This window comes from Aquibacillus koreensis (assembly GCF_025154055.1).
GTDB lineage: Bacteria > Bacillota > Bacilli > Bacillales > Amphibacillaceae > Aquibacillus_C > Aquibacillus_C koreensis.
On record NZ_JAOALK010000051.1, the window covers coordinates 1 to 14210 of the forward strand.

Consider the following 14210-nt stretch of genomic DNA (forward strand, 5'->3'; position numbering starts at 1 on the left):
TAGGTTTAGACGTATCAAAGGACAAAATTGCAGTAGCGGTTGCGGATGAGGGACGAACTAAAGCGAGATATATAGGCATGATCAGTTATACTGTTGAGGCAATTAGACATTTAGTAAAAAAACTAGGAGGAGCTGATCAACTACGAGTGTGCTACGAAGCTGGGCCAACTGGATATGGACTATATCGACTCCTTAAGAGCATGGATATTGAATGTGAAGTAATTGCGCCATCTTTAATACCACGGAAACCTGGAGAAAAAATAAAGACCGATAAACGTGATGCTCTTAAACTTGCCACACTTTATCGTGCGGGAGAATTAACCCCCATCTATGTACCAACGGAAGATGATGAGGCACTCCGTGATTTAGTTAGAGCTCGTGAAGATGTTAAAGAAGACGAATTAAGAGCAAAACACAGACTAACAAAATTTCTACTAAGAAATGAAATCAAGCCACCTGAAGGCACCAGGAAGTGGACAGTGAAATATTGGGATTGGCTAAATAGCTTAAAATTTGATCGATCACCATCTCGAATTGCTTTCCAAGAATATTTACAACAGCTGAAAGAATTTCAGCAACGACTAAAAATACTAGAAAAAGAAATTGAGAACCAAGCCAAAGAAGGAGCCCATGCCCCAATGATTCAAACCCTTATGACGTTAAGAGGGGTAGCAGTGATCACGGCTACTAGTTTGGTTGCAGAGATAGGCTCTTTCGATCGATTTCTGACACCACAACATTTTATGTCATACACTGGACTGGTGCCTAGTGAAAATTCTAGTGGTTCAACACGAAAACTAGGAGAGATAACCAAGACAGGTAATAGACATGTTCGGAAACTTTTAATAGAGGCTGCGTGGAGCTATAGATACCAGCCTGCAGTCAAAGGAGAATTGAAAAAGCGACAAAAGGACCATCCTACAAATGTTTTAGGAATCTCATGGAAAGCTCAAAATCGCTTGCATACAAAGTACTTCCGCCTACTAGGGCGCGGAAAAGAAAGTGGAAAAGCTATAACAGCCGTAGCGAGAGAATTGGCAGGTTTTATTTGGGCAATTGCCAACGAATCTACTTATGGATCTAATAAAAGTTGATGTTCTTTTGACAATGGGCACATGGGCAAATAAGCAGGAAGAGAAATGATTAAAAGGAAATAAATATAGGGCTCGAAGGCAAAGGTAAAAACCGTAGAGGAGAACACACGACGGAGACTTGTGCTAGCCATAAGAATGACTCGGTGAACGCACGCCAGGAGTTCGTGATAGCTCCTCAGACGGAACGATAAAATGTGACAACCCACGGATATCAGTATGCTCATCGGAGTAGAGATTTTTGCCTTCGTGCCGTGTATTTATCTTCTTTATAAATTAAAGAAAGGGGATAAATATAGATTTATTATTCTTAGCTTTCACGAGGATCTCAATGCTTCAATTGGTAGTCAAGGAAAGCACTTGACAACCAATTGAAGCATTGAGGAAGTGTTGGCAAGCTAAGAAGAAGGAAATATTGTAGCAGTTACTGCTTCATAAATGAAAAAAGAGCCGTAAAAGACTCTTAATTTAAGGTTGCACAAAAACCCGATATTTTTAATAAGTGTGAGTGGGGCTTGACAGTTTCGTTCATATCAGTTTCCGTGTATTTCTTCCGCTTAGGTTAGATCCTACTTAAGTTAGTAAAAAATACAAAGATTATTAAAATTATACTTGGATTAACTATCATAATAATTCTCTTTTGAAACGAAACGGTGCTAACGTAGTGTATTTCACTGCTAGTATTCTGCTTTGAAACAGAGCAATAATGCTTAATAATGTAACTCTCATCAAGTTAGAAAGTTTACGTAAGTGTAGGCAGAATACGGAGACTCCTCGAAAATGAAAGCCAGCATTTTCTTCGTGCGATGTGAAATCACAGAAGCTTTCCTTGTCCTATGGGAACAGCGCGAGCCGAAGATCCACTCAGGAGTGCACTTTGGGCCTGCGATTACTCGGCCCAGTGAAACCATTTGCTACTGAGTTAACTAAGGCCGTGCCCATAAAGAGGAATCTGAACTTAGAAAAAGCCATGGGCTAGGGATTTTTCGTGATTCCTCCTAGGAAAGCGTAGTATTCTGCCGGAACGATTGCTATGCAGTTAACATCTTAGAACAGAATTGGTTTCAACGTTACTGCGTAGTATCGCTCTACTACGCAATTAATAACACTCTTTATGAAAACTTGCTTCAAGTATTTTTGTATTTCAGTTGTGCAACTTATCTATCAGACACAAACACTATTAAACCGCAAAATTGATCGCCACAGCGTTATAGAAGTTAAGATTCACTAATCATAAAAGAAAACCTATAATAATAACGATCACAGAAAGCGCCATCAAAACGACTCCATGCAGCTGATTTCGCTGTTGATATACGATCAATCCCATAACGAAAGTTGCCATGCCAAACAGTACAGGCAGAAACAAAAGCGAAAGAATAAAAAATAACCACCCAAGCACAGCAAACATTACGCTTTGACTAGAATCACTCGCATTTGGAGAAGTTTGTAGTTGTGGCCTGTCAAGTCTCTCCCTAGCAATTGCCTCTGCATGCTGATTACTTTTCATCGTACAAGCTGAACATAAACCCTTCGCATTCTCCATTTCTTTACCACAAGATTGACAATACATAGATTACTTCCTTCCATATATATTGAGTAAATAGAGAAACATAAGAAAACAACTTCCCTACTCTATATGTAAAAAGGCTTCTATAATCTATATGACAAAAATTACTCTAGTAGAATGATATAATACAAATCGAATTATGCTTTATGACAGACACGCCTATTGTCAGTAAATCAATCCTTGCTCAGTTAAACGACAGATTTTTTGATAAATACAAAAAACCCCGGTAATTTCTACCGAGGTCTTTCTACCGCTATAACAAGTTACAAATTCTTCATATCAATTCTTCATTCCGCCCAACTCAAACACTACTATTTTAATAAATAAGCGCGTGCTTCATATGGTTTTAACGTAAAAGTAGTAGGATCTTCTTTTATATCTACGTCATAATTAGCAATACAAAGTTCTTTCTCTGAAAATTTCACTTCTTTTGGTAGTTCAAATTTAGGTGTGTCTTCTGAAAAATTACAGATGACAAGAAGAGTCTGATCTTCCCATGTTCTTGTGTAGGCATAAATTTGCTCATCATCTTTTAACAATAATTCATATTTACCATAAACAATAATTGGATTATCTTTTCTCAATTTAATTAGCTTTTTGTAGTAATGATAGATGGACTCCGGATCACTTACCGCTTGCTGCGCATTAATGTCACGATAATTCGGATTAACAGCAATCCATGGTTTGCCTTTCGTAAAACCACCATGTCTATCATCCGACCATTGAACTGGTGTTCGTGCATTATCACGACTGCGCTCATGAATCCCTTTCATCATGTCATCATGAGTTAAAAGCCCACCATTCATATAGTCATCGTATGCGTTGAGTGTCTCAATATCTCGATAATCATGAACTGAGTCAAACGCAACATTGGTCATCCCGATTTCTTCTCCTTGATAAATGTATGGCGTTCCTTTTAATAAATGCAAACATGTTGCTAACATTTTTCCAGAGATTTCACGATATGCTTCACTATCATTACCAAATCGGGAAATGGCTCTTGGTTGATCATGATTACTCCAATAAAGACTGTTCCACCCATCTTCCTCTAAGCCTTCTTGCCACCTGGAGAAAATCTTCTTTAAATCCGTTAATTTCCACTGCTCCGGTGTCCACTTACCATATTTCCCATTGCCTACATCTACATGTTCGAAATGAAAAACCATATTTAATTCATGACGGTCCTCACCAGTATATAACTTCGCTTCTTCCACTGTTGCACCAGGCATTTCACCGACAGTAATTGTATCGTGCTGTGATAATACTTTTTTGTTCATCTCTTGTAGAGATTCGTGAATGCGAGGTCCATTCATAAAATATGGACTACCATCACCAAAGCCAGCATCATTTACTTCTCCATCAGGATAACGTTGGTCCTTTGAAATAAAATTAATTACATCCATTCGAAATCCATTAACACCTTTATCCAACCAAAAATTCATCATGTCATAAATATCGTTTCTAACAGTTTCATTTTCCCAATTAAGATCAGGTTGTTTCTTACTGAATAAATGGAGATAGTATTCTCCTGTAGTATCATCATACTGCCATGCACTACCACCGAATGCAGCACCCCAGTTCGTTGGTGGCTTGCCGTCTTCACCTTTTTTCCAGATATAATAATCACGGTAAGGACTCTCTTTTGACGAACGGGACTCTACAAACCATTGATGTTCATCTGATGTATGGTTTACAACTAAATCCATCATGATCTTAATGCCGCGCTTGTGTGCTTCTTTAAGCATTTCATCAAAGTCTTCCATCCTCCCGAAGTCATCCATGATAGCACGATAATCACTTATATCATAACCATTGTCATCATTCGGTGATTGATATACCGGCGATAACCAAATAACGTCAATTCCCAGATCTTCTAAATGATCTAACTTTTCCGTTATTCCCTTTATATCACCAATCCCGTCTCCATTACTATCATGGAAACTCCTAGGATAAATTTGATAGACAACACTTTCTTTCCACCAGTTTGTAGTCATAATCATCCTCCATTATGTAAAGCTTTGTCATTAATTTTATGTGCAAAATCTAGGTTTCGCTCAGTTTAAGGGCATCTGAGCGAAAAACTTCAATGGATGAGCGATTTTTCATGAAAACGGAGCGATTTCTACTTCATTCTGAGCGAATTTTCCATTAACCTCATAAAAAATAAAAGAAAAAGTGGCTGGCCAGTTGCATTTCACCTGTCCTACAACATCCTTGTTGTGTGAAAGAAGTTATCAGCAATTGCACAACCACCTTTTATAAATCAAGCTAATTTCAAGTTAAAAGATACACTCTAGCCTCATATGGCTTAAGGCTTAATTCCTTGATTTGATCTTTTTCTTCTACATCATAGTTGCTTAACTTCAATGTCGCATTATACCCTTCTAAAGCACTTGGTAAGTGAAACTCAGCTTCTTCTGGGAACAAGTTCGTCATTACTAAAACTTTTTTATTTTCCAATGTTCGCGTATAAGCATAGATCTTTTCATCGTCTTCTAAAATTAAATCATAATTACCATACACAAGTACTTCTTCTTCTTTTCTAAGTTCGATTAGTTGTTTATAGTAAGCATAAATAGAATCCGAATCTTCTAATTGATTCTCGACATTAATGGTTTTATAATTTGGATTTACTTTTAACCATGGGGTTCCTGTTGTAAATCCACCATTTATTTGGTCATTCCACTGCATTGGTGTACGTGAATTATCTCGACCATTCTCCCAAATCTCTTCCATGACCTCTTCATGTGATCTTCCTTCTTCACGTTCATTTCGATACATGTTCTTAATCGCAACATCATTATAATCATCAATCGAATCAAATTGCACATTCGTCATGCCAATTTCTTGCCCTTGATAAATAAATGGTGTTCCTTGCATTAAAAAGTACATCGTAGCAAGTACTTTGGCTGATTTATCTCGTAATTCTGCATCATTACCCCAAGTAGATACAGATCGTGGTTGATCATGGTTTTCTAAGAATAACGCATTCCAACCAACACCCTCTAAACCTTTTTGCCACTTCGTTAGAGTCTTTTTCAAGGCATGAATATCAAGTCCACCTGCAGCACCTCTACCCCAAAGTCCTAAGTGTTCGAATTGAAAGATCATGTTAAACTTACCATTTTGCTCTCCAACCCATAAGTCAGCTTCTTCAATACTTACACCGTTCGCCTCACCAACTGTCATAATATCGTACTTCGCAAAGGTTTCCTCTTTTAATTCTTCTAAAAATTCCTGGATGCCTTCACGATTCATGTGCCCTTCAAAGGATGGCACCCATTTTTTATTATCCGGGTTAGGCATATCTGGAAAGCCAGGCACCTTTTTAATATGCGAGATTGCATCCACTCGGAATCCATCAATACCTTTATCAAGCCACCAATTTACCATTTCATATAGATCTCTCCGTACATCAGGATTCTCCCAGTTTAAGTCCGGCTGTTTTCGGGAAAAAACATGCATATAATATTCTTGGGTCTTTTCATCAAATTCCCATGCCGAACCACCAAAGATTGATTCCCAATTATTAGGTTCCTTGCCGTACTTGCCAGGATGCCAAATATAATAATCACGATAAGGATTATCTTTTGAAGATCGCGATTCTATGAACCATGGATGTTCATCTGATGTATGATTAATGACTAAGTCCATGATTATTTTCATATCACGCTTATGCACTTCATTCAGTAATTCGTCAAAGTCTTCCATTGTCCCGAACTCAGACATAATACCTTTATAATCACTTATGTCATAGCCATTATCATCATTTGGAGATTCATAAATTGGAGAAACCCAAATAACATCAATTCCAAGTTCTTTTATATAATCAAGTTTAGAGATAATTCCTTGAAGATCTCCAATTCCATCACCATTTGAATCCATAAAACTACGTGGATAGATCTGATAGGCAACCGCTTCTTTCCACCATTTTTGCATCATCTTTTTTCCTCCTTGTTCTTACCGTGATGTCTACTTCTAAGAGGTTTACGTAGAGTCCTCTAAGCGCAATTGTTTGCGCAACAAACTCAATGTTGAGCTGATACAAGCGCAAACGTTTGCGTATAAAGGCGTCATGAACCTATAGCCATCTCACTCTGAGAGATTGCTATAAGTACGATGAGCTATATAAGTTAACATTATTATTTTAACCCTGTATCTCTCGTTGATTGTCGATTTTTAATTTTATGCGGAACGATAATTCGTTTAGCTGGTTCCTCTTTATTTCTCGCTTTTTCAATCAAACATTTCGATGCATGTACACCAAGCATATAGATTTGAATATCCACTGTAGTTAATGACGGATTCGTTATTTCTGACAAATATACATTGTTGAAGCTGACAATCGAAACATCATCCGGCACGCTTAAACCAAATTCCTCTAGCATTGTAATTACACCTAAACTTATTAAGTCATCGGCAATCACAAGTCCTGTCGGTGGTTCCTCGAGTGAAAATAACTCTTCTACTGCTTTACGTCCACCAGATTTCAGAAATTCAGTCTGTACACGATAATCATCCCGAACAGGTAATGCCGCTTTTTTTAGCGCTTCTTGATAACCCTTATACCTGTCAACTGTCACTACTAAATCCGTAGGCCCACCAATAAACCCAATATGCTTATGCCCCAACCCAATCAGGTATTCCGTTATCTCTCTGCTTGCCTTCACATTATCATTATCTACATATGTGATTTCACTTTCATTCATTGGGGGTTTCCCAACTATTACAAAAGGAAACTTCTTTTCATATAAAAACTCAGTTACTGCATCATTTTCACGAGAATATAAAAGAATAATACCATCTACTCTATGACCAAAAACCATACGTTTCACTTCTTCAAACTGCTCTTCCTCTGTTCCTCCAGTAGAAACGTATAGGGAATACTCTAAATCATGTGCAACAGATCCTATTCCCCTTAATACTTCTGGAAAAAACGGGTTTTGTAATGCTTTATCTGTCGATGACGGCATAACAACACCGATCGCTTGTGTAGAACGAGCCACGAGATTTCTAGCATTAATGTTCGGATGATACCCCAAATCTTTCATTGCTTTTCTAACTCTCTTTTTTGTATCCAAACTAATTCTAGAATTATCTGCAATCACTCGAGATACAGTTGATGGTGCAACTCCTGCTGCCTTTGCTACATCTTTAATTGTAACCGCCATAACGCTCACCCTTTATTATTTAATCAAACGATTAGCTTTTCAGGATAATAATTACATTGAATATACGATGAATTAGACAAAGTTGTCTACTCCTTTTCGTATAGTTTTTCTTTCAATAAAATTAATAGATAACCTAATATAATTAGCTCATGCAACTATAATCTAGATATCTCTCCGTTTATGATTTATCCTTTTGATCCACCAGCTGTTAGTCCTCCAATTAAGTACTTTTGTAAATAGAGGTACACTGCTGCAATTGGAACAGCTATTAAAATAGAACCAGCAGCAAATCTTGTAAAGTTATTTGCAAATTGATCATTAATAAAGTTGTAAAGTCCAACTGCTAACGTATAGTTTTCTGAACTTGATAAAACAATAGATGGTAATAAGAAATCAAATAGTGGCATCATAAAATTAAATAATGCAACTACAGCCAATATAGGTTTTGCCAAAGGTAACATAATACTCCAAAAAACTCGTAAATGACCTGCACCATCTAACCTAGCAGCTTGGTCCAACTCACGTGGAATTGTATCAAAGTAACCTTTCACTAACCAAGCATTAAAAGGTATTTGACCACCTAAATAAATTAATATTAAACCAGTAAGTGTATCTAATAATCCAATCATATTTAGAAAGATATATAGAGCAACCATTGCCATCATTACTGGGAACATTTGAAGTAGTAGAAAAATATATAATCCATTCTTTCTACCTACAAAATGATAACGAGAAAATGCATAAGCAACAAGAGAAGTTAGAATTACACTCCCTATCGTCACTGCTACAGAAACGATCATCGAGTTTTTATACCAAAGTAAATAGTCACTCTGATCACTGAATAGCCATTTGTAATGTTCAAGAGAGAAATTTTTGGGTATTAAAGAAGAAGAATATAGGCTTGAACCTTGATTAAATGACATTCCAATTGTCCATAACAATGGATAAAAAATTATCACTGTAACAATAGCTAATATAAGGTAAATTGCAAAAACCTCTATTTTAGATTTAGTTTTATAATTCATTATATTTCACCTTCTTCTTTGAATGATCTCGTTTTTCTAAATTGATAGAAAGCAAATGCAGAAATAATTACCCCCATAATGATTGAGATAACCGCTGCCATACTATAATTGTTTGTATCAAATGTTAGCTTATATACCCAGGAAATTAAAATATCCGTACCACCTGCATTTTGATTACGAACTGGCGGTCCACCTTCATTAAATAGATAAATCACATTAAAATTGTTAAAATTCTGTGCGTATTGCATTATCAGCAGAGGAGCCGTAGCAAATAATACGTGAGGCATTGTTATATTACGGAACTTTTGGAAGCGAGTAGCTCCATCCACATCAGCAGCCTCATACCAATCACTAGAAATACTTTGTAATACTCCCGTAAATAAAGCAAATAAGAATGGGAAACCAAGCCAAGTCTGGATCAGGATAATAGCCGTTCTGGCATAAAAAGGATCGCTCAACCAAGGGATACCATCTCCACCAAACAGCGGAATAATAATATCTCTATTAATTGCACCAAAATGATCGTTAAACATTGCAGAAAATATCAATATAGTTACAAATGCCGGAACAGCCCAAGGTAAAATTAAAATGGTTCGAATTAGTTTCTTAAACTTAATTCTCGGATCATTTACTATAACTGCTAGAAAAAGACCGACAGCAATTTGCAAGGTTGTTGCCACAACTGTCCAAACAACCGTCCAAGAAAATACACTTAAAAATGTATCTTGCCAAATTGGAACGGTAACCAAGTTTGTAAAGTTATCAAACCCAACCCAATCTACTAGATTACGAGGTGGTGAATTATAAAGATTATAGTTTGTAAATGCCAATAAAACAGAAAACAATAACGGAAAAATAACTACAAAAGTCATTAATACAAGGCCAGGACCTGTCATTAGATATGGAAACGCGTAATCATAAAAATGTTTGACAGCTTCTTTAAATTTCCGTGGTTTCCAACCCTCTTTAATTTTCGTTGCTTGTTTCTTTGCATCAATTACATTAAATACATAAAGTGAACCAATAAGAACAATACCAATAAGCGAAAGAACACCAAATACTAACAACCGAATTGAATGATCAGTTCCTGGAATTGTACCTAAAGTTCGTAACCCCCACAACCCAAAATTTATAGATTCAAGCAATGTTACAAGAAATGCAACCTCAATAACAATGAATATGATGCCTTTTAAATAGCTGCGATTATATAGTTGACCTAGACCCGCAAATACGACAGACAACATCATAGCCACATTGGGTCTGTGCTTGTTATTTCGTAATTGTGAATGTTTATCTTCTGGTATAGACAACGCTCATACCTCCCTAAAGACAATTGATTAGCTTCCTATAACGGTAGCAATGACATAAACATAAAACCTATTTCACGAAATAAGGAAAAGGGGGAAAGAGACTCCCCCTCCATTTAACTTATTCAGTTGAACCACTTGCTTGGATATTTGTTTCGATTTGCTCAACAGCTTCATCTAATACAGATTGAACAGCTTTACCTTCCGCTATAAATTGAAGCGCATTGTTTGCCGGCTCCCATACTTGGGACATTTGTGGAGTACTTGGCATAGGTACTCCATATTGAATTTGTTCAGCAAATGATGAATAAATTGGATCTTCAATAGCTTCTAAAGCATTTGTATTAGTAGGAAGTTCCCCCGCTGTATCAAAATAGTATTTTTGATTTTCTTCATTTGTAATAAATACAGCTAATTCTTTTGCCCAATCTTTATGTTCTGAATAGTAAGACACTAACCATGTTTTTACACCCACCAATGTTGAACTTGGTTTATCATTAATTTGTGGGAATGGGGCAAAACCTAAGCTATCTCCCAGTTGTTCCTTGTATCCCTCAATACTCCATGGACCATTTATTACCGCACCTACCTGGCCAGCAGTGAATAATCCATCTACAACATCCACAGTAGTAGAAGTCGGGATTAATCCTTTGCCAAAGAGAGTTGAAAATAGTTTACCACCTTCTACTGCTCCTTCGTTATTTAGACCAATGTCACTTGTGTCATACTCACCAGTCTCACCACCAAAGATATATCCACCATAGTTCTTAATAAATGGATATGCAAAATATAGATCATTCGGCTTCATAAGAAATCCAAATTGATCTTCGTCTGCATTTGTTTTTTCTTCAAGAAGTGTTTTTAAATCATCTATCGTTTCCGGCGCATTATCTACGATGTCTTTATTATAAAAGATACCGTAAGTCTCAATAGCGTACGGTACACCATAATAATTTGTTTCATTGTCATACTGATAAGTAACCGCATTCCGCGCAGCGTCACTATAACCCATAACTTCTTCTTCGGTTAAATCAAGAGGTGCTGCGAGCCCTTGGGCCACAATATTTCCAATTTGGTCATGTGCTTGAAGAAATACGTCAGGGCCATTACCTTCCGGACCCGCTAGTGACAATTCTTGTAACTGGTCTAACATAGATTTAGCCACGACATTAACTTTAATTCCTTCTTGCTCCTCAAAATCTACAGCCATATTTTCGATTGCTTCCAAGTGCTTATCTTCATCATTTGCCCAAATGGTTAATTCACTTGGTTTCTCTGAACTTTCTTCACTTGTATTTGAACCACTTCCATCATCTGTGCTTTCCGGACGATCGGGTGCACATCCAATTAATAATAGAAAAATTGCTAAAAATGAAACTAACGACAATACTCCTGATCCTTTTCTTTTCATCTTTGTCTCTCCTTTTTCTTATAAGTTAAGGTTATTACCTAAAACAACAAAGCGAAAGCTAATTTGCGCAAACGTTTGCTTTAAGTTGTTTATATCTTACAATGATTTCACTTTTAATGCAACCGTTTCCACCAATAAAAAATTAATTTTCTTTTTTGTTATAATTATAAACCAACGTAAATTAATCCTTTTATAGTGGCATTATCACAACATTGATATCCTGCTTGGTATGAAAATAGATTTATATAAATAATCTTATTCTTCTAACTATTGTTATAATTAATTGCGAAAACGATTGCGCGTAATTTACTATTGACATAGTCAAAGGTTTAAAGTACATTTTATTATATAAAAATATAAGGGCAATGCTTTGTTTGTATTGTGACAACAACCCCGTTTTCTCCATGAAAACGGGGTTGTTTTATTTTGAAAGGAGAATTTCACTATGATAAAAGAAGCAATTTTTCATCGTCCTAAAAATAATTATGCTTATGCTTATGATAAAGACACGCTTCACATCCAGTTACAGACAAAGAAAGGTGATATGGATTCGGTAGAGCTTGTATTTGGCGACCCTTATGATTGGGTTAATGAAAAATGGCAAATGAAGTCAAAAGAAATGCTGAAATCGGGATCAACTGACTCTCATGATTTCTGGTTTATAGAAGTTAAGCCTGAATTCCACCGAATGCGCTATGGATTTCGTTGTTCCGATTCCAAAGAAACTTTTTATTATACCGAGGGAGGAATCTTTCCTTCAGCACCTAGTGAAATCCATAACTACTTTTGCTTTCCATATCTTAACAATATTGATGTATTCAATGCACCTAACTGGGTAAAAGACACAGTATGGTATCAGATTTTCCCTGAACGTTTCGGAAATGGTGACAAAAACTTCAATCCTGAAGGTGCCTTGCCTTGGGCAAGTGCGGATCCTAGTCCAACTAATTTTTTTGGTGGAGACTTCCAAGGTGTAATTGATCATTTAGATTATTTGGAGGATTTAGGTATTAATGGAGTTTACTTTACTCCGATTTTTAAAGCATATTCAAACCATAAATATGACACTATCGATTACATGGAAATTGATCCGCAATTTGGTGATAAGGATACTTTCCGCACATTAGTTAAGGAATGTCACAAAAGAGGAATTAGGGTTATGCTTGATGCAGTATTCAATCATAGTGGCTATTATTTTCCTCCATTTCAGGATGTATTGAATGAAAAAGAACATTCAAAATACAAAGATTGGTTTCATCTAAGAGGATTTCCAATTGTTCAAGAACCAATACCTAACTATGATACTTTCGGTTTTGTTGGCTCCATGCCAAAATTAAATACAGAAAACCCTGAAGTGAAAAAATATTTATTAAACGTAGCGCGCTACTGGATTGAAGAATTTGACATTGATGGCTGGCGTTTAGATGTGGCTAACGAGGTTGATCATGCTTTTTGGCGGGAGTTTCGTAAAGTAGTGAAAGATGCAAAACACGATGCCTATATCTTGGGAGAGATTTGGCACGATTCCATGCCTTGGTTACAAGGCGATCAATTTGATGCAGTAATGAATTATCCATTTACGAATGGAGCGATTGATTTCTTTGCTAAACAAGTAATTAGTACTGATCAATTTGCTAATACGATATCAAAGGTATTGCATATGTACCCTGCAAACGTGAATGAGGTAGCCTTTAACTTATTAGATAGTCATGACACACCAAGGATTTTGACACTATCACACAATGACAAACGACGAGTAGAATTACTTTACTTATTTCAGTTATCTTTTGTTGGCACACCATGTATTTATTATGGAGACGAAATTGGTATGGCTGGTGGTCAAGATCCAGGATGTCGAGCATGCATGGTTTGGGAGCCTGAAAATCAAGATCTAAAGCTATTTCACTTCGTACAAAAATTAATAAAGCTACGTAAAACAGTTCCTTCATTTGGAAACAAAGGTACATTTAAATTCTTACAGGCCAACAACATAGACAATACTATTGTTTATGAAAAGAAAACAGAAAACGAGCGACTTATCTTTGTATTAAACAATAGTGATAAAAAGAAATGGGTTTCACTTCAAGAACTGTCAAACAAAACTTGTCAAGAATTACTTACAGAACAAACAATTACTTTTGAGAAAGATGCAGTCGTTAATCTTGAAGCCTACGGATATAAATGCTATAAACTGTAAAATGTAGACACGTGTTTAGTATTTATCTCTATAAGGACGCAAACCCTTGGTTAACGCACTATAATAAAAAGAGTGATTACAAAATAAATATTTGACCAAAGAAATGGACGTTTATCTTGTTACGGTATGGATACTATTTCTTTGGTTTTCTTTTAGATAAATAAAGGTTGGCTTAATAGACCAATTATTCAAATTCAATTTACCTATACAAGAACAACCCCAGACAAAAACAGCACGCATACTGATAAACGAGTGTTGTACTATTAGAAATGTGAACATAGGGACGGTTCGAGACCAGTGAAAAAGTAGGGTGTTTTTGTGAAGATATCAAAAGTGAAGTGAAAATCAGTTTAAAAAAATCGGTCATTCCTTCCAATGACCGATTTTTCATTGAAATCCACCCTTATTAGGCGGATACTATCGCTGCTATTCGCTTAATAT

The 14210-nt window shown here is 36.3% G+C and carries 9 protein-coding genes; 2 read left to right on the top strand and 7 right to left on the bottom strand.

The window, feature by feature from the left end; translation table 11 throughout:
* The coding region (locus NYQ66_RS14680) for an IS110 family RNA-guided transposase (protein ID WP_259870444.1) at window positions 1–1094 on the top strand (1094 nt) is incomplete at its 5' end.
* Between the two features lie 1228 nt (window positions 1095–2322).
* Here the strand turns inward: NYQ66_RS14680 and NYQ66_RS14685 are convergent.
* From NYQ66_RS14685 to NYQ66_RS14715, 7 genes are all read right to left on the bottom strand, one after another.
* Complete coding sequence (locus tag NYQ66_RS14685) at window positions 2323–2661, bottom strand: hypothetical protein (RefSeq protein WP_259870480.1); 339 nt, start codon at window positions 2659–2661, stop codon at window positions 2323–2325.
* Window positions 2662–2969: 308 nt separating this feature from the next.
* Window positions 2970–4652, bottom strand: a complete 1683-nt coding sequence (locus tag NYQ66_RS14690) for a glycoside hydrolase family 13 protein (protein ID WP_259870481.1) — start codon at window positions 4650–4652, stop codon at window positions 2970–2972.
* A 280-nt stretch (window positions 4653–4932) separates the two neighbouring features.
* Window positions 4933–6600: a glycoside hydrolase family 13 protein gene (locus NYQ66_RS14695; protein WP_259870482.1), complete on the bottom strand. Its 1668-nt coding sequence runs from the start codon at window positions 6598–6600 to the stop codon at window positions 4933–4935.
* A 200-nt stretch (window positions 6601–6800) separates the two neighbouring features.
* Window positions 6801–7829 carry a LacI family DNA-binding transcriptional regulator gene (locus NYQ66_RS14700; protein WP_259870483.1) on the bottom strand — a complete coding sequence of 343 codons (1029 nt, stop codon included), beginning with the start codon at window positions 7827–7829 and terminating at the stop codon, window positions 6801–6803.
* Between the two features lie 185 nt (window positions 7830–8014).
* Entirely contained in the window at window positions 8015–8854 is an 840-nt protein-coding gene (locus NYQ66_RS14705; RefSeq protein WP_259870485.1) for a sugar ABC transporter permease, read from the bottom strand.
* A complete protein-coding gene (locus tag NYQ66_RS14710; protein ID WP_259870488.1) occupies window positions 8854–10101 on the bottom strand; it encodes a carbohydrate ABC transporter permease in 1248 nt (415 codons plus the stop codon). Before NYQ66_RS14710 ends, NYQ66_RS14705 begins: the two co-directional genes overlap by 1 nt.
* 181 nt (window positions 10102–10282) lie before the next feature.
* Window positions 10283–11572: a sugar ABC transporter substrate-binding protein gene (locus NYQ66_RS14715; protein ID WP_259870486.1), complete on the bottom strand. Its 1290-nt coding sequence runs from the start codon at window positions 11570–11572 to the stop codon at window positions 10283–10285.
* A 445-nt stretch (window positions 11573–12017) separates the two neighbouring features.
* Between NYQ66_RS14715 and NYQ66_RS14720 the strand changes: the two genes are divergently transcribed.
* Entirely contained in the window at window positions 12018–13769 is a 1752-nt protein-coding gene (locus NYQ66_RS14720) for an alpha-glycosidase (RefSeq protein WP_259870487.1), read from the top strand.
* Window positions 13770–14210: the final 441 nt, after the last annotated feature.

What these genes read in the sequence shown, in the direction of transcription:
- NYQ66_RS14685 (WP_259870480.1), bottom strand. Translation starts at nt 2,661, where the DNA reads ATGTATTGTCAATCTTGTGGTAAAGAAATGGAGAATGCGAAGGGTTTA.
- NYQ66_RS14690 (WP_259870481.1), bottom strand. Translation starts at nt 4,652, where the DNA reads ATGACTACAAACTGGTGGAAAGAAAGTGTTGTCTATCAAATTTATCCT.
- NYQ66_RS14695 (WP_259870482.1), bottom strand. Translation starts at nt 6,600, where the DNA reads ATGATGCAAAAATGGTGGAAAGAAGCGGTTGCCTATCAGATCTATCCA.
- NYQ66_RS14700 (WP_259870483.1), bottom strand. Translation starts at nt 7,829, where the DNA reads ATGGCGGTTACAATTAAAGATGTAGCAAAGGCAGCAGGAGTTGCACCA.
- NYQ66_RS14705 (WP_259870485.1), bottom strand. Translation starts at nt 8,854, where the DNA reads ATGAATTATAAAACTAAATCTAAAATAGAGGTTTTTGCAATTTACCTT.
- NYQ66_RS14710 (WP_259870488.1), bottom strand. Translation starts at nt 10,101, where the DNA reads ATGATGTTGTCTGTCGTATTTGCGGGTCTAGGTCAACTATATAATCGC.
- NYQ66_RS14715 (WP_259870486.1), bottom strand. Translation starts at nt 11,572, where the DNA reads ATGAAAAGAAAAGGATCAGGAGTATTGTCGTTAGTTTCATTTTTAGCA.
- NYQ66_RS14720 (WP_259870487.1), top strand. Translation starts at nt 12,018, where the DNA reads ATGATAAAAGAAGCAATTTTTCATCGTCCTAAAAATAATTATGCTTAT.